The 20,218-nt window shown below is 72.2% G+C and carries 21 protein-coding genes; 5 read left to right on the top strand and 16 right to left on the bottom strand.

What is annotated here, in order from left to right; all coding sequences use genetic code 11:
* The first annotated feature begins 4 nt into the window (after positions 1–4).
* On the top strand, positions 5–739 hold the full coding sequence (locus CRP49_RS26035; RefSeq protein WP_179851750.1) for a 3-keto-5-aminohexanoate cleavage protein: 735 nt from the start codon (positions 5–7) through the stop codon (positions 737–739).
* Here the strand turns inward: CRP49_RS26035 and CRP49_RS26030 are convergent.
* The gene (locus CRP49_RS26030; RefSeq protein ID WP_257033489.1) at positions 685–1,278 is read right to left on the bottom strand and encodes a hypothetical protein; all 594 of its coding nucleotides are present in this window, start codon (positions 1,276–1,278) and stop codon (positions 685–687) included. The two genes, CRP49_RS26035 and CRP49_RS26030, sit on opposite strands and share 55 nt — an antisense overlap.
* Before the next feature lie 289 nt (positions 1,279–1,567).
* On the opposite strand from CRP49_RS26030, the gene CRP49_RS26025 reads away from it, so the two are divergent.
* Positions 1,568–2,635, top strand: coding sequence for an RNA ligase (ATP) (locus CRP49_RS26025; protein WP_097255581.1), 1,068 nt, complete (start codon positions 1,568–1,570; stop codon positions 2,633–2,635).
* A gap of 171 nt (positions 2,636–2,806) precedes the next feature.
* Here CRP49_RS26025 and soxR read toward each other — a convergent pair whose 3' ends face one another.
* The gene (gene soxR / locus CRP49_RS26020) at positions 2,807–3,268 is read right to left on the bottom strand and encodes a redox-sensitive transcriptional activator SoxR (protein ID WP_097255580.1); all 462 of its coding nucleotides are present in this window, start codon (positions 3,266–3,268) and stop codon (positions 2,807–2,809) included.
* A 118-nt stretch (positions 3,269–3,386) separates the two neighbouring features.
* Between soxR and CRP49_RS26015 the strand changes: the two genes are divergently transcribed.
* Positions 3,387–3,848: a MaoC family dehydratase gene (locus tag CRP49_RS26015; protein ID WP_094216752.1), complete on the top strand. Its 462-nt coding sequence runs from the start codon at positions 3,387–3,389 to the stop codon at positions 3,846–3,848.
* Positions 3,849–3,861: 13 nt separating this feature from the next.
* Here the strand turns inward: CRP49_RS26015 and CRP49_RS26010 are convergent, their stop codons facing one another.
* The 3 genes from CRP49_RS26010 to CRP49_RS26000 all read right to left on the bottom strand — a co-directional run bounded on the left by CRP49_RS26010 (position 3,862) and on the right by CRP49_RS26000 (position 6,078).
* Positions 3,862–4,485: a TetR/AcrR family transcriptional regulator gene (locus CRP49_RS26010; protein WP_097255579.1), complete on the bottom strand. Its 624-nt coding sequence runs from the start codon at positions 4,483–4,485 to the stop codon at positions 3,862–3,864.
* A gap of 93 nt (positions 4,486–4,578) precedes the next feature.
* On the bottom strand, positions 4,579–4,866 hold the full coding sequence (locus CRP49_RS26005; RefSeq protein WP_094216750.1) for a YiaA/YiaB family inner membrane protein: 288 nt from the start codon (positions 4,864–4,866) through the stop codon (positions 4,579–4,581).
* 60 nt (positions 4,867–4,926) lie between these two features.
* Positions 4,927–6,078, bottom strand: coding sequence for an acyl-CoA dehydrogenase family protein (locus CRP49_RS26000; RefSeq protein WP_097257532.1), 1,152 nt, complete (start codon positions 6,076–6,078; stop codon positions 4,927–4,929).
* A 90-nt stretch (positions 6,079–6,168) separates the two neighbouring features.
* Between CRP49_RS26000 and CRP49_RS25995 the strand changes: the two genes are divergently transcribed.
* Complete coding sequence (locus CRP49_RS25995) at positions 6,169–6,810, top strand: TetR/AcrR family transcriptional regulator (RefSeq protein ID WP_097255578.1); 642 nt, start codon at positions 6,169–6,171, stop codon at positions 6,808–6,810.
* Positions 6,811–6,856: 46 nt separating this feature from the next.
* On the top strand, positions 6,857–7,570 hold the full coding sequence (locus CRP49_RS25990) for a helix-turn-helix transcriptional regulator (RefSeq protein ID WP_097255577.1): 714 nt from the start codon (positions 6,857–6,859) through the stop codon (positions 7,568–7,570).
* A 76-nt stretch (positions 7,571–7,646) separates the two neighbouring features.
* Here the strand turns inward: CRP49_RS25990 and CRP49_RS25985 are convergent, their stop codons facing one another.
* The 11 genes from CRP49_RS25985 to CRP49_RS25935 form a co-directional block, all read right to left on the bottom strand.
* On the bottom strand, positions 7,647–8,729 hold the full coding sequence (locus CRP49_RS25985) for a Zn-dependent alcohol dehydrogenase (RefSeq protein ID WP_097255576.1): 1,083 nt from the start codon (positions 8,727–8,729) through the stop codon (positions 7,647–7,649).
* A gap of 15 nt (positions 8,730–8,744) precedes the next feature.
* A complete protein-coding gene (locus CRP49_RS25980; protein WP_097255575.1) occupies positions 8,745–10,133 on the bottom strand; it encodes an aldehyde dehydrogenase family protein in 1,389 nt (462 codons plus the stop codon).
* A gap of 93 nt (positions 10,134–10,226) precedes the next feature.
* Complete coding sequence (locus CRP49_RS25975) at positions 10,227–10,676, bottom strand: DUF3574 domain-containing protein (RefSeq protein ID WP_097255574.1); 450 nt, start codon at positions 10,674–10,676, stop codon at positions 10,227–10,229.
* An 18-nt stretch (positions 10,677–10,694) separates the two neighbouring features.
* Complete coding sequence (locus CRP49_RS25970; protein WP_097255573.1) at positions 10,695–12,035, bottom strand: ABC transporter ATP-binding protein; 1,341 nt, start codon at positions 12,033–12,035, stop codon at positions 10,695–10,697.
* A gap of 259 nt (positions 12,036–12,294) precedes the next feature.
* Positions 12,295–12,996 carry a class F sortase gene (locus CRP49_RS25965; RefSeq protein WP_097255572.1) on the bottom strand — a complete coding sequence of 234 codons (702 nt, stop codon included), beginning with the start codon at positions 12,994–12,996 and terminating at the stop codon, positions 12,295–12,297.
* Positions 12,983–13,708, bottom strand: a complete 726-nt coding sequence (locus CRP49_RS25960; protein WP_097255571.1) for a hypothetical protein — start codon at positions 13,706–13,708, stop codon at positions 12,983–12,985. The genes CRP49_RS25965 and CRP49_RS25960 overlap by 14 nt, the downstream gene beginning before the upstream one ends.
* Before the next feature lie 102 nt (positions 13,709–13,810).
* Positions 13,811–15,055, bottom strand: a complete 1,245-nt coding sequence (locus CRP49_RS25955; protein ID WP_097255570.1) for an MFS transporter — start codon at positions 15,053–15,055, stop codon at positions 13,811–13,813.
* A 21-nt stretch (positions 15,056–15,076) separates the two neighbouring features.
* Complete coding sequence (locus CRP49_RS25950; protein ID WP_097255569.1) at positions 15,077–16,465, bottom strand: CitMHS family transporter; 1,389 nt, start codon at positions 16,463–16,465, stop codon at positions 15,077–15,079.
* A gap of 123 nt (positions 16,466–16,588) precedes the next feature.
* Positions 16,589–18,829 carry a molybdopterin oxidoreductase family protein gene (locus tag CRP49_RS25945; protein ID WP_097255568.1) on the bottom strand — a complete coding sequence of 747 codons (2,241 nt, stop codon included), beginning with the start codon at positions 18,827–18,829 and terminating at the stop codon, positions 16,589–16,591.
* 114 nt (positions 18,830–18,943) lie between these two features.
* Entirely contained in the window at positions 18,944–19,561 is a 618-nt protein-coding gene (locus CRP49_RS25940) for a TetR/AcrR family transcriptional regulator (protein WP_097255567.1), read from the bottom strand.
* A 98-nt stretch (positions 19,562–19,659) separates the two neighbouring features.
* Positions 19,660–20,175, bottom strand: coding sequence for a hypothetical protein (locus CRP49_RS25935; RefSeq protein ID WP_097255566.1), 516 nt, complete (start codon positions 20,173–20,175; stop codon positions 19,660–19,662).
* Between the last annotated feature and the right edge of the window lie 43 nt (positions 20,176–20,218).

The raw sequence follows: 20,218 nt of genomic DNA, 5'->3' as shown, positions 1-20,218 counted from the left end.
AGGCATGGTGCAGGTGCAGGTGTGTCTCAACGGGCGCCGCTCGGCCGCGGACGGCGTAGCGGTGCCGTTGTCGCCGCAGGAGTTGGCGCGGTCCGCCGCCGAAGCCGTCGCGGCCGGTGCCACGGAGATCCATGTCCATCCGAAGACGCCGTGCGGGCACGACAGTCTGTCCCCACGGGTGCTCGCCCCGACGCTGGAGTCGATACGGGCGCGGGTCCCGGTGCCGGTCGGAGTGACCACCGGTGCCTGGGCCGAGCCCGACCCGGCCGCCCGGCTCGACCGGGCGCGCAACTGGTCGGTGCTGCCCGACTTCGCCTCGGTCAACTGGCATGAGCCGGGCGCCGAGGAGGTCGCGACCCAGCTGCTCGCCCTGGGGGTCGGCGTGGAGGCGGGCATCTGGTCCGGCACCGACGCGGCGGCCCGTTTCGCGGCCTCTCCGCTCGGACCCAGGGTGCTGCGGGTGCTGGCGGAGGTGACCGACCCGGACCCGGCGACGGCGGAGGCGTCGGCGCACCGCCTGCTCGCCGACCTCGGTGACGCACACGGCCGTCCGGTCCTGTTGCACGGCGAGGAGGGCGGCACCTGGCCGGTGCTGAGACTGGCCGGACGGCTGGGCCTCGCCACCCGCATAGGCCTGGAGGACACCCTGTTCCTGCCGAACGGTGAACGCGCCCTGTCCAACGCTCAGTTGGTGGCGGAGGGGTCGACCCAGTACGGGTGGGCCCAGCGGTCGTCGTAGGGCAGGGCGAGGAGTCCGGCACGGATCGCCAGATCGGGCTCGCCCTGGGCGCGCAGCCGAGCCGGGGCGTTCCGCGCCAGCCAGGACTGGAGTTCGGGTACGGCGGCCTCCGCGCCGTGCGGAAACCAGGTGAACGGCGCGTCGTCGACGAGCAGACGGTCGAGCCACCAGTCCACGCACCGGACGAGGTGGGCGTCGGCCACCGGGTGCGCGGGCCAGCGGTCGAGCAGCGGAGTGACGGACCGACCGATCGCGGCGCAGATCTCGAAGACCTCCTCCACCTGGTACGGCGGCTTCGGCGTGCGGAGGACCTGCTGCCACCAGGCATGCACGAACTCCTCGACGGCGGTGGCCTGCTCGGCCGGCCAGGAGCGCCAGTCGACCTGGCTCAGCCCGTGGTCACCCCAGCCGACACCTTCCAGCGCGCCCTCGGCCATCGCCCGCGCCCCCTGGGGCAACAGGCGTCGCATCGCCGCGTCGTGGTCGGTGAAGTGGTCGGACACCTCGAAGAGGTACATCTGCACGACCTCCAGGGGCACGCTGGTGTACGGCGTACGCAGGTACGCGGTCTACTCGGGCAGGTGACAGCGCTCGCAGCTGGTCTCGTCCGGGCTGGCGAAGCCGTTGAAGACCGTGTCGATGTTCGCGAGAGCTGCCTCAAGGGCGGGTGAGAGCAAGGGAGTTGAGCCCGTCAGGACTCCGTGCGCGGCGTCTTTGCGCCGACCGAAGGTCCCGAACTTACCAGCCGCAAATCCGGTCGCTCCACCCCTTTCCGGTGCGGAGAGTGGGGGCCGATGAAACCGAGTTGAGCAACCAGGGAGTCCCGAGATGTCGACGCTCCGCGTCACCGCCGAAGTGCTGACCGTCCACGAGCATCCGAACGCCGATGCGCTCGAGTTGGCCCAGGTGGGCCTGTACCGGGCCGTCGTCGCCAAGGGCGCGTACCGCACCGGTGAGGCCGCCGTCTACATCCCCGAGCAGGCAGTGCTGCCGACCGGGCTGATCGAGGAGCTGGGGCTGACCGGGCGGCTGGCGGGAAGCAACTCCGACCGGGTCAAGGCAGTGCGACTGCGCGGTGAGCTGTCGCAGGGCATCGTGTGCCGGCCGAAGGCGCTGGCAGACGTCGATCTGGCGCGGGCGGCTCAGGAGGGGGCCGACTTCGCGGACGTACTCGGCATCACCAAGTGGGTGCCGCCGATCCCGCCCACGATGAGCGGGGAGGTCGAGTCCGCGCCCGATCTGCTGCCCTGGGTCGACATCGAGAACATCCAGCGGTTTCCGGACATCTTCGCACCGGGCGAGGCTGTGGTCCTGACCGAGAAGCTGCACGGTTCGGCATGCCTGGTGACGTATGTCGCCGACGAGGAGCGGGTGTACGTGTCCTCGAAGGGCTTCGGGGGGAAGTCCCTGGCGCTGAAGGAGGATCCGCGGAACCTGTACTGGCGGGCGGTGCGGGGGCACGGGGTCGCCGAGGCTGCGGCGCGGCTCTGCGAGCGGCTGGGCGCGCGGCGGGTCGGCATCTTCGGGGAGGTGTACGGCGCGGGGGTGCAGGACCTGACATACGGGGCCGACGGTCGGCGCGAGACGCTCGGGTACGCGGCGTTCGACGTGTCGGCCGAGATCGACGGGACGGTGCGGTGGCTGGACGCGGCCGAGGTGCTGGAAGGGGAACTGCCCCTGGTGCCACGGCTCTTCTCGGGGCCGTACGACATCGAGCGGGTGCTGGAGTTCGCGAGCGGGCGGGAGACCGTGTCCGGGCGGGGGATGCATCTGCGGGAGGGTGTGGTGATACGGCCTGCGGTGGAGCGGTACAGCGGGGTGACCGGGGGGCGGGCGATCGCCAAGGCGGTGAGTCCTGCGTACCTGACGCGGAAGGGTGGGACCGAGTACGAGTAGGTCACCGGTGGCCCGGTGCTGCAGCTGGGCGGGGGTGGGTCGCGCGGCCCGGCGCCGGCGGGGTGCCGCTGCGCCCACCCGTGCCGCCCCAAGCGGCACGACTGCCCGCAGCTACGCAGGTACGACGGCGCTGCCGGGTGGGCGCCGCCCCAGCGGCACGACTGCCCGCAGCTACGCACGCCCCTCCGTCATCAGACGCGACCCCGCCCGCCGCTCCCCGAACACATCGTCCGGGTTGGACAGCACGCACGTGTCCAAGGACAGGCACCCGCAGCCGATGCAGTCCGTGAGGTGGTCCCGGAGGCGGTTGAGCTGCTTGATGCGTTCGTCCAGCTCCGAGCGCCACGTCTCCGACAGGCGGGCCCAGTCCTCGCGGGTCGGGGTGCGTTCCTCGGGGAGTTGGGCCAGGGCCTCGCGGATGGTGGACAGGGGGATGCCGACCCGTTGGGCCGCGCGGACGAAGGCGACGCGGCGGAGCGTGTCGCGGGTGTAGCGGCGCTGGTTGCCGGAGGTGCGGCGGCTGGTGATGAGGCCCTTGGACTCGTAGAAGTGCAGGGCGGAGACGGCGGCGCCGCTGCGCGCGGACAACTGGCCGACGGTCAGCTCGTGGATCTTCTCGGGAATCTGGGGCACTCCTCAGAGACTACCTACACAGGGTGACCACCCGGTCGGGCCGCCATCCGTTGACATCACCTCCGGACCCGACCATGCTAAGCAGTTGCTTAGACCTTGCGAGCGAGAGGCCGGGAACATGGCAGAACCGAGGACCTTCACCTCCCCCGACGAGCTGAAGGGCGCCGTGGGCGAGCAGCTGGGCCACACGGACTGGCTGGAGGTCGACCAGAAGCGGATCGACCTGTTCGCCGAGGCCACCGGGGACCACCAGTGGATCCACGTGGACCCGGAGAAGGCCGCCGCGGGGCCGTTCAAGACCACCATCGCGCACGGTTACCTGACCCTGTCGCTGCTCCCGCTCTTCGGGCCGCAGCTCATCAAGGTCGAGGGCGTGAAGATGGGCGTCAACTACGGGACCAACAAGGTCCGCTTCCCCTCCCCCGTCCCCGTCGGCTCCCGGGTGCGCGCCACCGCGACGATCACCGGCGTCGAGGACGTCCCGGGCGGTGTCCAGGTGACCGTCGCCTTCACCGTGGAGCGCGAGGGCGGCGACAAGCCGGTCTGCGTCGCGGAGTCGGTGTCCCGGTACTACCTCTGAGCCGCGGGGCGCTCTACTTGGCGCCCACCATCCGCAGCACGAGGTCGGCGTAGAGCGCGCCGACCTCCTCGGGGGTGCGCGGGCCGTCCAGGGTGAACCAGCGGGCCACGTCGATGCACAACGACAGCACGGCGAGGGTGGTGCCCTTCACGTCGAGCACGTCGAACTCGCCGGAGGCCACACCGTCCTCGATGATGCCGCGCACCTCGGCGTCCACCTGGCGGCGCAGCGCGACGATCTCGGCGCGGGCCTCGGGGCCGAGCGCCTCGAGTTCGTACTGCACGACCCGCGCGGTGGTGCGCCGCCCGGCGTGCCAGCGGACGAAGGAGCTGACGGCGTCGGCCAGCCGCTCCGCGGCGGTGCCCTCGCGCCGGGCCGCCGTCCGCAGGATGTCCAGGGCCTTGTCGTGGCCGATCCGGCTGATCCGGTGGAGCAGCTCTTCCTTGGTCTTGTAGTGGATGTAGAGCGCGGCCGGGCTCATGCCGGCGCGGCCCGCGATGTCGCGGGTCGTCGTCGCGTGGTAGCCGCGCTCGGCGAAGGCCTCCACAGCGGCGACCAGCAGCCGCCGGGCCGCGTCAGGGGTGACCTCTTCCCACGGCTCGACCTCGCCGCCGGTCGTCTCCTCCGCCGTACTCATCGCTCGCTCGCCCCTCTCGGTGACAGGAGCACCACCATACCGCCGAAGGTGAGCGCTCGCTTAGAGCGCCCGCTCAGAGCTTGCCGGCGCCTTTCAGAGCTTCTCGAAGGGGTCGTGGTCGGCGAGCAGCTTCTCCAGGCGGGCCTGGTCGACGCGGCTGACGATCTGCCCGGCCTCCTGGCGGTCCCGGATCACCTTGGCGAGCGTGAAGGCGGACGTGACGAGATAGAGGACGGCGATGGCCAGGAAGGCCCGGACCCAGGCGTCGGTCCTCAGCTGGTAGATACCGATGGACGTGGCCGCCATGGCGATGGCGAAGGAGGCGACGGACTGGCCGTAGAACGCGGCCGTACTCTGCTGCTTGACCGGTGTGTCACTCATGGGAGCAAGCATCGGCGGACGTGGCCCGCGCCACATCCGCCGAGATACTCAGGCACGTACTCAGAACGCCGAAACCCCGGTCAGCGCACGCCCGATGAGCAGCTTCTGGATCTGGCTGGTGCCTTCGTAGAGGGTCATCACGCGGGCGTCGCGCAGGAGTTTGCCGGCCGGGTACTCGTCGATGTAGCCGTAACCGCCGAAGACCTGGAGGGCGTTGTTGGCGGCGCGGACGGCCGCCTCGGAGGCGAACAGCTTGGCCTTGGAGGACTCGACGGCGAACGGCTGCCCGCGGTCGATGAGGTCGGCGACCCGCCAGGTGAGCAGCCGGGCCGCGTCCACGTCGACGGCGATGTCGCTGATCAGCTCCTGCACCAGCTGGTGGTGGGCGATGGACTTTCCGAACTGCTCGCGCTCGCCGGCGTACCGCACGGCCGCGTCCAGCGCGGCCTGGGCTATGCCGACACAGCCCGCCGCCACCGACATCCGGCCCTTGGCCAGCGCGGACATGGCGACGGAGAAACCCTTGCCCTCCTCGCCGAGCAGCGCGGAGGCGGGCACCCGGACGTCGTCCAGGACGAGTTCGGCGGTGGCCTGGCCGCGCAGGCCGAGCTTGCCGTGGATGGTGCGGCGGGTCAGTCCGGGGGTGTCGGTGGGGACCAGGAAGGCGGAGACGCCCTTGTGTCCGGGGGCGTCGGTGGAGCGGGCGAAAAGGAGGACGACGTCGGCCCAGGTGCCGTTCGTGATGAACATCTTGGTGCCGCTGATGACGTAGTCGTCGCCGTCGCGCACCGCGCGGGTGGTGAGGTTGCCCGCGTCGGAGCCGGTGCCGGGCTCGGTGAGGCCGAAGCAGCCGACGTACTCGCCGGCGGTGAGGCCCGGCAGCCAGCGCCGCTTCTGCTCCTCGCTCCCCCAGGCCGCGATCGACTTGGCGACCAGCCCCAGGGACACGGACACGATCCCGCGGACCGATGAGTCCCCGCGCCCCAGCTCCTCGGTGACCAGGCAGTACGCCAGATGGTCGCCGCCCGAGCCGCCGTACTCCTCGTCGACGGTCAGGCCGAGGAAGCCGACCTCGCCGAGCTTCTTCACGATGCCCCGGTCCACCTCCTCGGCCCGGTCCCAGGCGACCACGTGCGGGGCGATCTCGCGCTCCACGAAGTCCCGGGCGAGCTGCCGTACGGCGGCCTGCTCCGCGCTGAGCCCCAGGTTCACCACGAGATCACCCCACACCAGATGGATCTTGAAAGCCGGACATTTAAATTAGCACTGCTAGTTTCCTGTTGCAGCCCTACTATGTGCGCCATGGCCCGACCGCGCAAGCCCCTCCTCAGCACCGACCGGATCGTCGAGACGGCACGGGAACTCGTGGACACGGAGGGCCTGGCGGCCGTCTCCACCCGGCGGCTCGCCGCCGAGCTGGGGGTGAGCGGGCCCTCGCTCTACAACCACTTCCGCACCAAGGACGAGATCCTGGAGGCGGTCGCCGACTCGGTGAGCGGTCTGGTGGACCTGTCGATGTTCGAGGACGGCCGGGACTGGCGGACCGCGCTGCACGACTGGGCGATCTCCTACCGCGCCGCCCTGCGCGACCACCCGAACATCGTCCCGGTCCTCGCCCGCGGGCCCGGCCGCCGCCCCGCCGCGCTGCGGCTGGCCGACGCGGTGTACGGCGCCATGGTCGCGGCGGGCTGGCCGCCGGCGCAGGCCACGTCCATCGGCGCGCTGATGCGGTACTTCATCATGGGCTCCGCGCTCGGCTCCTTCGCCGGGGGCTTCGTGGACGACGCGAGCGCGTACGACCCCGCCGACTATCCGCACCTCGGGCAGGCACACCTCCTCGCCGAACAGCAGGAGAAGATCGACGAGCGGGCCTTCGAGACGGGGCTGAGCGCGCTGCTGGACGGGCTGGCGCAGCAGTACGAGCAGGTACGGCAGAGTGTGTGAGGATACTTCGGCCGCTGCCGAAGTATCCGTACCGCATGCTGGGGGCATGACCGCCAAGGACTCCCGGGCCGCCGGCCTCGCCGCACTCGCCTCGCTGGTCGCCGACGAGACCCGGGCCGCGTGCCTGCTCGCGCTGCTGGACGGGCGGGCCTGGACCGCGGGCGAGCTGGCCCGGCATGCGGGGGTCGCCGCGTCCACACTGAGCGAACATCTGGGCAAGCTGGTCGGGGGCGGGTTGCTGGCCGAGGAACGGCAGGGCCGGCACCGGTACGTCCGGCTGTCCGACGCGCGCGTGGCACAGCTCGTGGAGGACCTCGCCGCGCAGGTGCCTGCGGCGGCGGTACGGCAGCGCTCACGCACCCTGCGGGAGGTGAGTGCGGGGTCCGCGATGGCCCGGGGGCGTACCTGTTACGACCATCTTGCCGGGCGGCTCGGGATCGCGGTCACGGATGCGTTGACCCGGCGGGGGCTTCTTCGGCAGGACACCGGGTTTGCATTGACGGATGCGGGGGTGGAGTGGTTCGGCGCGGTGGGTATCCCGCTGGACCGTTCGACTCGGCGGCCCCTGGCCCGGTCCTGCCTCGACTGGACCGAGCGGCGGCCTCATCTCGCGGGTACGGCGGGCGCCGCGTTGTGTCGGCATGCGATGGAGGTGGGCTGGTGTGTGCGAATCGGGTCTGAGCGGGCCGTAAAAGTGACTCCGTCGGGGGAGCGGGCGCTTTTTGAGTTGCTCGGCATCGAGGCGGCGGGGTTGTGCTGAATTCGGCTACGGGGGTGGGGGTTGTGTGGTGTGCCGGGTGCGGGTCCGTCAGCCGTAATAGCGGGTCGGCTGAATCTCAGAACACCACCAGCGAGCGGCCGCCCTTGCCCGCCAGCATGTTCTCGAAGGCCGCCGGGATGCCCTCCAGGGCGATCCGGTCGGTGACCAGGGTCGAGAGGTCGAGGCGGCCCTCCCGTACGTGTTCGGCGAGGAGCGGCAGGTCGCGGGCCGGGTCGGTGTTGCCGTAGACGCAGCCGGACAGGGTGCGGCCCCACTGGAAGATCTCCAGGGCGTTGAAGGTGACCTCCTGGTCCTTGCCGCCGATGCCGACGACCGTCGTACGGCCGCCCCGGCGGGTGGACTCCCAGGCGGCGCGGATGGTGACCGCGCGGCCCACGCACTCCACGGAGACGTCGACGCCCTGCCTGCCGGTGAGGGCGCGGATCTCGCGGGGGGTGGTGTCGGAGGCGAGGACGAAGTCCGTGGCGCCGGCCGCGCGGGCCAGTTCCTCCTTCTCCGGGGAGACGTCGACCGCGATGATGCGGGACGCGCCCGCGATGCGCGCGGACTGGAGGGTGGCCAGGCCCACGCCGCCGACGCCGAACACCGCGACCGTCTCGTCCGGCCGGACCCGGGCCGAGTGGTGGACGGCGCCGTAGCCGGTGAGGACGGCGCAGCCGAGGAGGGCCGCGTCGGTGAGCGGGACGCCCTCCGGGAGGGGCAGCACGCAGGCGGAGGCGACGACGGTCTCCTCGGCGAACGCGGCGACGTTCAGGCCGGGGTGGAGGTCGGTGCCGTCGGCGGTGCGGGCGTAGACGTCGGCGGCGCCGTTGAGCGCGTTGGCGCACAGCCAGACCTCGCCGAGCGTGCAGGCGTGGCAAGTGCCGCAGGAGGGCGCCCAGTTGAGGACCACGGGGGCGCCGGGTGAGACGTGGGTGACTCCCTCGCCCACGGCCACGACCGTTCCGGCGCCCTCGTGGCCGAGGACCACCGGAGCCGGTACCCGCAGGGTGCCGTTGGACAGGGACAGGTCGGAGTGGCAGACACCGGCGGCGGCGAGGCGGACGCGGACCTGTCCGGGGCCCGGGTCGGGCAGCTCGATCTCGGTGATCTTCAGGGGGGCGCCGATGGCGGGCAGGACGGCGGCTCGTACGGCCATGGGTCGTGGACTTCCTTAGAACTGGAGGGACTTGGTCTGGAGGTACTCGGTGAGTCCGTGTGCACCGAGTTCCCGGCCGACGCCGGACTGCTTGTAGCCGCCGAAGGGGGCGAGGGGGTTGAAGCGGCCGCCGTTGATGTCGACCTGGCCGGTGTCCATACGGCGGGCGAAGGCGACCGCTTCGGCCTCGTCCCCGGCCCAGACGGCGCCGGCGAGGCCGTAGACGGTGCCGTTGGCGATGCGCAGGGCGTCCTCCTCGTCCTCGTAGCGCAGGATCGTGAGGACCGGGCCGAAGATCTCCTCCTGCGCGATCGTGATCTCCGGGGTGACGTCCGCGAAGACCGTCGGGCTGACGAACCAGCCCTTCTCGCGCGGGGATTCGGGGCCGCCGACGACCAGGCGGGCACCCTCCGAAATGCCCTTCTCGATGTAACCGCGCACGCGTGCCTGGTGCTTGGCGCTGACGACCGGGCCGATGCGCTCGCCGTACTTGGCGGCGGCCGCGGTGGCCAGCTCGACGGCCTCGTCGTACTGATCGCTGTGGACCAGCATCCGGGTCCAGGCGCTGCAGGTCTGGCCGGAGTTGGACATCACGTTGGCCACGCCCACGTTGACCGCCTTGGCGAGGTCGGCGCTCGGCAGGATGACGTTGGCGGACTTGCCGCCCAGCTCCAGCGCCACCCTCTTGACGGCCGCGCCGGCCACCGCGCCGATCTGCCGGCCGACGGCCGTGGAGCCGGTGAAGGAGACCAGGTCGACGCCCGGGTGCTCGGCGAGCGCCTGCCCGGCGACCGTACCGAGGCCGGTGACGAGGTTGAACACACCGGCCGGGACGCCCGCCTCGTGCACCGCCTCGGCGAAGAGCTGGGCGGTGAGCGGGGTGTCCTCGGCAGGCTTGAGGACGAGCGTGCAGCCCGCGGCGAGCGCCGGGGCGACCTTGGCGACGATCTGGTGGAGCGGGTAGTTCCAGGGGGTGATCGCGCCGACGACGCCGATCGGCTCGTGCAGGACGGTGGAGTTGCCGACCTTCTCCTCGAAGGAGTGGGTCGCGGCCAGCTCGGCGTAGGTGCCGGCGACGGCGATCGGCACGCCCGCGTGGACCGTCTGCGCGAACTGCGGCGGGGCGCCCAGTTCGGCGGTGACCGTCTCGGCGATCTCGTCCTTGCGGGCCGCGAGCACGTCCCGCAGCGCGGCCAGGCGCGCGGCCCGCTCGGCCGGGGGCGTGGCGGCCCAGGCCGGGAGGGCGGCGCGTGCGGCACGTACGGCGGTGTCCACGTCCAGGGCGGTCCCGGCCGGGACCCGGCCGATGACCTGCTCGTCGGCCGGGTTCACGACCTCGATCACGTCCTGGCCCTCGGCGGGGCGCCAGGCGCCGTCGATGTACAGGCCGTCGTGTGCCTTCATGCTGCTTCCTCCCGGGCAGGGCTACGTCGTCCGGCACACAAACTAGCGGCGATAGTTTTCAGGCGCCATACATGACCGGACGTCCCCGGGATATCAGAAGTCGACCTGCGCCCGTTCGTCCACCCTGCCCACGGACTCCTGGCCGAAAGTCTTCTCGTAGGCCCGCCGGATCTCCTCGATGCTGCGGTCGCTCTTGTCCGCCTGTGTCTGCGGGTACAGCAGGATCAGCTCGTACGACCGCTCCTTCTCGATGGTGCCGTGCGCGTCGCGCCACTGCCCGCGCCCGTTCTGCACGGTGAGCCCGTCCGGGAAGTCGGGCGTCACCTCCTTGTCGACGAAGGCCATGAACTGCCGGTCGGTGACGGCCGGACCGCCGTCCGGGCGCGCCGTGCCGAAGAAGAGCCGGGTCTCGATGTACGGCTTTCCGCGCGTGTGCGCGGCGGAGTCCGGGGTGGCGAGCGTGGCGTACGCGGTCGGGGCGGCGGCCAGCAGCAGACCGGCCGCGGTGAGGGCGGCCCGGGTGGGGGTGAGGTGATGACGCATCCCCCATGCCTAGCGGGCTCACTCCTCCAGGTCAGGCAGCCGCGCCGGGGACGGGCAGATCCGCTCGCCGTGCTGATCGAAGACGAACAGGTGGGCTATGTCGACGAGCAGGGGCACCTGCATGCCGTGCCGGAGACGGATGTCCGGGGTGGTGCGCACGACCAGGTCGCCGGGCAACCGGCCCTCCGGAGGCACGGGTGCCGGGCCGTCGTCCGGCGGGTCCTCCAGGACCACCACCGGCCCGGCGCGCAGGGCACCGGCCCGCTCCCTGAGCCGGTCCAGGACCGTGGGGCCCTCCCGGCGGCGGCGCCGCGCGGGGCGGCCGGACGGGCGCGGGGCCTCCAGCTCCGGTACGACGGCCGGGCTCGAACCGGTGTTGAAGTGGACGAGGACCTCGTGCCCCTGGAACTCCACATGCTCCACCAGGCCGCTGATCGGCACCTCGCCGGGCCGGGCGACGGCGGGCTTGGCGATCCGGACCGCCTCCGAGCGCAGCCCGACGATCACCTCACGGCCCTGCTGCACGCGCAGCAACCGGTGGTCGAGGGAGAGGGGTTCGGGCAGGCGCAGCGCCTGTCTGCCGAGGCTGATGGTCATGGCGCCGTCCAGCGGGGCGCGGACCAGGCCGCGCAGCAGGTTGATGCGCGGGGTGCCGATGAAGGCGGCGACGAAGACGTTGCGGGGCAGCGCGTACACCTCGCGCGGGCTGCCGACCTGCTGGAGCACCCCGCCGCGCAGCACGGCGACCCGGTCGCCGAGCGACATGGCCTCGGCCTGGTCGTGGGTGACGTACACCGTGGTCACGCCCAACTCGCGGGTGAGCTGGGATATTTCGGCCCTCAAGTGGTTGCGGAGCTTGGCGTCGAGGTTGGACAGCGGCTCGTCCATCAGGAAGGCGGAGGGGTGGCGGGCGATGGCCCGGCCCATGGCGACGCGCTGGCGTTCGCCGCCGGAGAGCTGGCCGGGGAAGCGGTCGAGCAGGTCCTCGATGCCGAGCATGCGGGCGGTCGCGTCCACGCGCGGGCGGGGGTCGGTGCCGGGGGCCTCGATGCGCAGCGGGAAGCCGATGTTGTCGCGGCTGGTCATGCTCGGGTAGAGGGCGAAGTTCTGGAATACCATCGCGATGTTCCGGTCGGACGGCTGCCAGTCGTTGGCGTACTCGCCGTCGAGGAGCAGTTCGCCCTCGTCGATCTCCTCGAGACCGGCGATCATGCGCAGCACGGTGGACTTCCCGCAGCCGGAGGGGCCCAGCAGGACCAGGAACTCGCCGGGCGCGATGTCCAGCGAGAGCCGGTCCACCACGCGGACGCCCCGCGCGTAGGACTTGCTCACGTCGTGCAGAGAGATGGCGCGTGTCATGACTGCTGCCCCCGGGGGCTGTGCGGAGCGCCGCTGCTCCGTGGGTCCGAAGGCCGCGTGCGGGTCGTACGAGGCCTGTGGGTCACGGAAGTTAACGGAATGTGCCGGGCCGGGGGAAGACGGGATGCGGCATCGGACGCCGCGCCGCTGGCAGGGGCGGAAACGGAGGGCGGGATTCGGACCGCCCGGGTGGGCGTCGCCGTCCGCGGCGTGCGGTCACTTCGTCGCGGTCGGGCGGTCACTTCGTCGCGTCAGGCGGTCACTTCGTCGCGGTCAGGTGGGCGAAGACCACCACGTTGCTCGTGTAGCCGGTGCGCCGGCTGAACAGGCCGCCGCAGGTGAGGACGCGCAGTTCCGGGCGCCGGGCCGGGCCGTACACCTCCTTGTCGGGGAAGCCGGCCTTGTCGAAGACCTGCACCCGGTCCACGGTGTAGACGGCGGTACGGCCGTCCGCCCGCCTGGCCTCGATCAGTTTCCCGGGCTTCACCTGGGCGAGTGCGGCGAAGACGGCGGGTCCGGTCCTGGTGTCGCGGTGGCCGACGGCGATCGCGGTGCCGGACTCCCCCGGCGTGGGGCCGCCCTGGTACCAGCCGACCTCCTTCGGCCGGTCGAGCGGCGGTGTCTCCAACTGCCGGTCCCGGTCGAGCCGTAGTCCGACGACCGGCGCGTCGATCCCGAGGGACCGGATACGCAGGGACGTCGGCCGGGACCGGGGCAGCGGGCGGGGCGGGGGCGCCGGGCGGGCCGGAGCGGGCTCCCCCTGGCTCGCGCCCCGTGCGTCGGTGCGGGCGGAGCCCGGGTCGGCGGCCGGGCCGCCCGCCTGGAGGGGGGCGGCCGGCCCGTCGTCCCCGCCGCAGCGGACCCCCATCGTCACCAGGACGGCCGCGAGCAGGGCCGTCCGGGTGAGGCGATAGGCGCGGGTCCGGTACCACGGCCTGCGTCTGCGCCTACGCGGCGCCATGCGGCCGGCGGCGGATCAGCCGGAGGTACGCCACTCCGCTGACCGCGACCAGTCCCACGGCAGCGGCTGCGGCCACGGGCGAGAAGGCACCCGAGGTGTCGACCATGCCGCCGCCACCCGCGTGCACTCCGCCCTTGGGGCCGTCGCTGTGGTCGCCGCCGCCCTGGCCCCAGGCCGCGTCACTGCGCTGGTCGCTCTGCTGGTCGCCCTGCTTGTCGCCCTGCTTGTCGCCCTGCTGGTGGTCCTCGATCTGGCCCGGGCCGTGTTCCCCGTCCTTCTTCTCGTCCTTCTTCTCGTCACGGCAGTTGACTCGGAAGACCTTCTCCTTGGTGGCACCCGACACCACCCAGGTGATCTTGTACTGCCCGTCCGCCAGCCCCAGCGGATCGGTGTGCCCGGCGCCGCCGGCAAGCTGGATCGTCCCGGCGACGGTGGCGGCGGTGGGCAGCGGCGGCTGAGGCGTGATGGTGTAGCCGATGCCGGGCAGGACGTCGAAGTTGACGGCGTCGAGGTAGAACTTGCAGACCGCCGAGTCGTCCTTGGAGACACCGTAGGGCACGCCCACGCGGTGGACCCTGATGTCGCCGTTCTCCCCCGCCGCCGAAGCGGGGGGCGCCGCCACCCACGACGCGCCCGCCGCGGCAAGGGCGGTGAGGACGACAGTGGCGCCCGCGCGGGAGCCGATGGCACGTGGGGGTGTCAGGGTGGCCATGTGTATTCCTCCGAGTTCAGACGATTTTCATACAAATCGCTCTTTCGCCTGGACTCTCCTGCACGCACACCGTGCCCCGCGGCATCGACGCCCGGCGCGTCGTCAGATATCGCTCGTGCGGCGCAATACCGAGCGGACCGAGCGCCTGGGCCGCTCCCGCCCCGTACGCCCGGGCCCTTCGGGTCGCCCGGGTGACCGCAGCGCCACCCCCGACGACAGCAGCAGCAACGCCCCGAGCATCACGAACGGCGCGGCCACCCCCGCCACGCCCGCGACCAGACCCGCGGCGGCCGGTGCGGCGACCTGGCCGAGCCGGTTGCCGGTCAGCCGCAGCGCGAGGGCGGTGGAGCGGGCGCCCTCGGGGGCGGCCTGGACGACCGTCGTCATGGACAGCGGCTGCCCGACACCGAGACAGAAGCCGAGGACGGTGAGCATGAGTCCGAGCACCCACACCGGCACGGGCAGCGCCACCCCGGCGCACAGGACGGCCGCCAGGAAGCAGGTCACGGTGAGCAGCGCGGGCCGACCGAGCAGACGCAGCAGCGGGGTGAGGACCAGACGGCAGGCGATGGTGGCCCCGGCGCGCAGGCTGAGCAGGACACCGATCACCGAGGGCGCGATGCCCCGGTGCTCACCGACGACCGGGAGGTAGGCGGTGAGGATGTCGGTGGCGGACAGCACGGAGAGGCTGATGAGCATGCCGGCGGGCACGCCCCGGGCGCGCAGGATCCCCCCGACCGGCACCCGGCCGCCCTGCGGGGAACGGGAGTTGACGGCCGTACGGTCCTCGATGCGCCACAGCGAGGCGAACGCGGCCGCACCGCCCGCGCCCGCCACCACGAGCGCCAGCGCGCTGCTGCCCGCCATGTCGGGGCCGCTGATCAGGGCGCCCGCGGCGACCGGGCCGATGAGCTGGCCGAGGGAGGCGCCGATGGTGAAGTGCCCGAAGTTGCGGTCCTGTTCGTGCTGCGCGGACTGGCGGACCACCAGGGACTGGGCGCCGATCACGAAGCAGAGATGGCCGAGCCCCATCACCCCGCTCCACAGGGCCATCGCCCACAGGGAGTTCACCAGTCCGCTCAGCACGCAGCCGCCGGAGATCAGGACCACGCCCACCGGGAGCAGCGGGGCGCAGCGGCCGTGATCGGTACGGCGGCCGAGCGGTACGGCGGCGAAGAGCGGGAGCAGGGCGTATACACCCGCGATGACGCCGACCGCCCGCTCGTCGGCGCCCAGCGCGAGGGCCCGGTAGGAGACGGCGGGGCGGGCCATCGACACCGCCCCCTGCGCGAAGCCGAAGGCGATGACGAGGCGGAGCAGCCAGCCGCGGTTCCCACCGGGCGCCATGGACGTGTCCTCCTTGGGAGATCAGATGATGCCGAAGAGGATCCCGGCCCCGAGCACCACGAGGGAGGTCAGGGCGGCCCACTTCACGACGAACCGGGTGTGGTCGCCGAACTCGACCTTGGCCATGCCGACCAGGACGTACACGGCCGGGACCAGCGGGCTGGACATGTGCAGCGGCTGGCCGACGAGCGAGGCGCGGGCGATCTCCAGCGAGGAGACGCCGTGCGCCTGGCCCGCCTCGGCGAGCACCGGCAGGATGCCGAAGTAGAAGCCGTCGTTGGACATGAAGTACGTGAGCGGGATGCTCAGCACGCCGGTGACGAAGGCCATGTGCGGGCCCATGCCGTCCGGGATGTTGTCCACCAGCCACGTGGCCATGTGGTCGACCATGCCGGTGCCCTGCAGGACGCCGGTGAAGACGGCGGCGGCGAAGACCATGCCGGAGACGTTGAGGACGTTCTCGGCGTGCGCGCCCAGGCAGGCCTTCTGGTCCGGCATGTGCGGGAAGTTGACGGTCAGCGCGAGCGCGGCGCCGAGCAGGAACAGCACCGGGATCGGCAGCCACTCCATGATCATGGCGGTGAGCAGGGCGACCGTGAGCAGCGCGTTGAACCAGTAGAGCCTGGGGCGCAGGGTGGCCCGGTGGGGGTCGAGGCCCTGGAAGCCCTCGTCCTGCGGCTCGTCGGGCAGGTCCGCGCCGGTGCCGGAACCGCCGGTGCTCTTGGTGCCCTTGCCGGTACCCGCACCGACCAGTACCGTCTCCGTCTCCTCCACCAGCACCTCGTCCAGCGTCAGCACGCCGAGCCGCCCCCGCTCGCGGCGGCCGAGGACGTAGGCGAGGGCGAAGACGAACAGCAGGCCCATGGCCAGGGCCGGGATCATCGGCACGAAGATGTCGCTGGCGTCCAGCTTCAGCGCGGTCGCGGCCCGGGCGGTCGGCCCGCCCCAGGGCAGCGTGTTCATCACGCCGTTGGCCATGGCGGCCACACCGGTCATCACGACCAGGCTCATCTTCAGGCGCTTGTACAGCGGGTACATCGCCGAGACCGTGATCATGAAGGTGGTCGAGCCGTCGCCGTCGAGCGACACGATCCCGGCGAGGACGGCCGTACCGACGACGATCCGCAGCGGATCGGCCTTGCAGAACCTCAGGATCGCCCGGACGATCGGGTCGAAGAGGCCGACGTCGATCATCACACCGAAGTAGACGATCGCGAACATGAGCATCGCCGCGGTGGGGGCGAGGCCGGTGACGCCGTCGATGACGTAGTCGCCGAGCTTGGCGCCCTTTCCGACGAAGACGCAGAACAGTGCCGGGATCAGCACGAGCGCCGCGATCGGCGACATCTTCTTCAGCATGATCAGGACCAGGAAGGTCGCGATCATGGCGAAGCCGAGGATGGTCAACATGAGTGGATACCTAACGTTCGCCCTTGAACATCCCACCGGGGGCTGGCGGTGCGACGACGTTAGGTCCCGTCAAACGGCGTTAACAAGACGTTGACACGCGAGCAATAAGCGCAAAACTCCAGGTCACAGCTGTGCGGCGATCGCGGCGACCTCGACGGGTACTCCGTTGAGGACCGCGTTGCCCGACAGCGGGTCGAGCAGGCTGCCGTCGAGGAGCTGGTTGACGTTGACTCCGGGCTCCCGGACCGCGTGGCTCATCCGGGTCCCGGGGCGGTCGTGGCCCCAGCCGTGCGGCAGGCTCACCACGCCCGGCCGGACGCCGTCGGTGACCTCGGCGGGGGCGACCACCTCTCCCCCGGCCCCCTTCACGCGTACGTCCGCCCCGTCCCGCACGCCCAGGCGCTCCGCGTCCTCGGGGTGGATGTGGACGGTGCAGCGGTTGCTGCCGCCGGTGAGGGCGGGCACGTTGTGCATCCAGCTGTTGTTGGAGCGCAGATGGCGGCGGCCGACGAGGACGAGCCCCGCGGGGCGCTCGCGCAGGGCCGCCCGGAGCCGGGGCAGGTCGCCGGCGATCGGTTCGGGCAGCAGCTCCACCTTGCCGCTCACGGTCTTCAGCGGCTGCGGCAGCCGGGGCCGCAGCGGGCCGAGGTCGATGCCGTGCGGGTGGGCGAGCAGCCGGTCCAGGGTCAGCCCGTCGGGTCGTACGCCGAAGCCGTCGCCGTAGGGGCCGAGGCGCAGCATCAGGTCGAGCCGGCGCTCGGGGCCGGTGTCCCCGGTGAGCTGTGCGGCGAGTTCCTTCGGGTCGCGGCCGTGCACCGGGGAGTGGGGCTCCTGGACGGCCTTGCCGAGGGTCTGCTCGATCACCATCGCGTCCACCGCGCCCGGGTCGGCGCCGTGCATGCCGATCGCGGCCAGGGTCAGCCGGGCGAGGATCTCGGTCTCGGCCATGCGGCCGGGTTCGAGGGGGACGGCGGGGCGGCTGTAGCGGACCTGGTTGCGGACGGCGAGGGTGTTGAAGGCGAAGTCGTGGTGCGGGCTCTGCGAGGGCGGCGGCGGGGGCAGTACGACGTCGGCGTGGCGGGAGGTCTCGTTGAGGTAGGGGTCGACGCTGACCATGAAGTCCAGCGAGTCCAGGGCCTTGTCGAGGCGCCGGCCGTCGGGGGCGGACAGCACCGGGTTGGCCGCGACCACGACGAGCGCGCGGATCGGCTCGCCCGCCTCGGTGGCGGTGTCGATCTCCTCGGCGAGCGCGGAGAGCGGCAACTCGCCCTTGGCCTCGGGCAGGTGCCGTACCCGGGAGTGCCAGCGGCCGAGCGCGAAGCCGTGTCCGGGGCCCGCCGGGCGGGGTGTCCTGTCGGTGGCGGCCTGCGGGAACAGGGCGCCGCCCGGCCGGTCCAGGTTGCCGGTGAGGATGTTGAGGACGTCGACGAGCCAGCTCGCCAGGGTGCCGTGCGGGACGGTGCAGCTGCCGATGCGGGCGTAGACGGCGGCGGTGGGGGCGGCGGCGAGTTCGCGGGCGAGGGTGCGGATGACGCCGGAGTCGACGTCGCACGCCTCGCCGACGGCTTCGGGGGTGAACTCCCGCAGGGCGTCCCGAAGTTCGGGCAACCCCTCGATGTGCGGGGCGAGGGCCCCGAGGTCCACCAGGCTCTCCTCGAACAGCACCGTGGCCATCGCGGCGAGCAGCAGCGCGTCGGCGCCGGGCCGGATGGCGATGTGCCGGTCGGCGAGCTTCGCGGTGCGGGTGCGGCGCGGGTCCACGACGGTGAGCCGGCCGCCGCGGGCCTTGAGGGCCTTGAGCTTGCCGGGGAAGTCGGGCGCGGTGCACAGACTGCCGTTGGACTCCAGGGGGTTGGCGCCGATGAGGAGCAGATGGTCGGTGTGGTCGAGGTCCGGCACCGGGATGGCGTGGGCGTCACCGAAGAGCAGCCCGCTGGAGACGTGCTTGGGCATCTGGTCGACCGTGGAGGCGGTGAACAGGCTGCGGGTGCGCAGCGCGCCGAGCAGGACCGGCGGGTAGAGGGCGCCGGCCATGGTGTGCACGTTGGGGTTGCCGAGGACGATGCCGAGGGCGTCGGGGCCGTACCGCTCCACCACCGGGCGCAGGCCCGCGGCGACCGCGTCGAAGGCCTCCTCCCAGGTGGCCTCGCGCAGGGTGCCGTGCTCGCGGACGAGCGGGGTGCGCAGCCGGTCGGGGTCGCCGTCGACGGCGCCGAAGGAGGCGCCCTTGGGGCAGATGAACCCCTGGCTGAAGACGTCCTCGCGGTCGCCGCGGGCGCCGGTGACACGGGTGCCCTCGATGGTGAGGGTCAGCCCGCAGGTCGCCTCGCACAGGGGGCAGATTCGCAGGGCGGTGCGGGACACGGGTCCTCCCGGAGGGTCGGCGGCGGTGCCGGGCGAGCACAGGCGGGCTCGGGCCGAGCATACCGACCGGTTGGCATGGAGGGGAGCCCTCTGCGGCCCCGGGGACCGCCGGGCTCAGTCGAGCACGCGCGCCAGATACGCCCGCAGCAGCTCGCGCGTCTCGTGGATGATCGCCTCGTCGCCCTGGGGGTCGATCCGGAAGGCCAGGGCGACGAGGGTGTCCGCGCTCTCCACGGCGACCAGGAAGACGCGCCGCAGCTCGTCGTCCGGGGTGCGGCCGAGGTAGCCGGAGAGCAGGTCGGTGAGGCGGTCGGCGACCCGGGTGTTGGGCTCGGCCTGGCGGACGCCGACCGGGATCTGGTTGCCGAAGTCCACGAGGGAGAAGCCGGGGGCGGTGCGCTTCATGCTCAGGTACTCGTCGAGCACGGCGTCCATGGCACCCCGCCAGTCGCCCCGCCGCGCCTCCTTGAGCCGCTGGGTGACGCGCTCGGTGTACCGCTCCAGGTTGCGCTGGGCGAGGGCGTCGGCCATCTGCCGCTTGTTGCCGAAGAAGCGGTAGACCGAGCCGATGGGCACTCCGGCGCGCAGGGCCACCGCGCGGGTGCTCAGCGCGTCGTAACCGACCTCGTCGAGGAGGTCGGCGCAGGCGTCCAAGATCCTGGTCAGCCGTTCGGCGCTGCGCCGCTGGACGGGCGCGCGGCGAAGCGATGTCGCGTGGGGCACGGACTTCATGATGCCTTTCCGCCGGGGTCCGGTGAACCTCGCCCCCCAGTACGGAAAAGGGTGCCTCTTGCACTCATCGGCCGGTCGCACTCATCGGCCGGTCGCACTCATCGGCCGGAGGTCTCCACGCCGGACGCCGTGATGTCGGCGGTGCTCTCGACCGGCTTGCCGTGCACGGCCCACACCGTGCCGTCGTCGGCGTACAGGCGGGCGGTGACGTGGTGGGTGCCGTGCGGGACCAGGCGGGGAGCCAGGTGGTACTCGGGTGCGCGCAGCCGGGTCACCGGGCGGCCGTCGACGAAGAGGTACGCGAGCCCGTGCCCGGGGACCGCCTTCCACCGCGCGCCGGCGGGCGAGAAACGGAAGTGGCGCAGCGTCAGCCGCACGTCCCAGCCGCCGCCGGTGTCCGGGGTCACCTCGACACCGACCTCGGGCGCGTCCTTCTTGGCGACCTCGCGCAGATGCCGGCCGGTCCCGTCCGTGTCGTCCAGGACCTTGCCCACCGGCGAGGGTGAGACGGCACCGGCGCCCCCGTGCGCCTCGCCGGTCCCGCAGCCCTGCGCCCCGAGCGGCAGCAGGGCGCAGACCACGAGCCCGATGACAGTTCTGCGCGTCCACGACATGCCCGGGAGGTTAGTGAAACGCTCCGCCACCCGAATCCCCCTG

The organism is Streptomyces sp. Ag109_G2-15 (genome assembly GCF_900215565.1).
GTDB lineage: Bacteria > Actinomycetota > Actinomycetes > Streptomycetales > Streptomycetaceae > Streptomyces > Streptomyces diastatochromogenes.
This window is presented reverse-complemented; position numbering and strand designations above follow the sequence as displayed.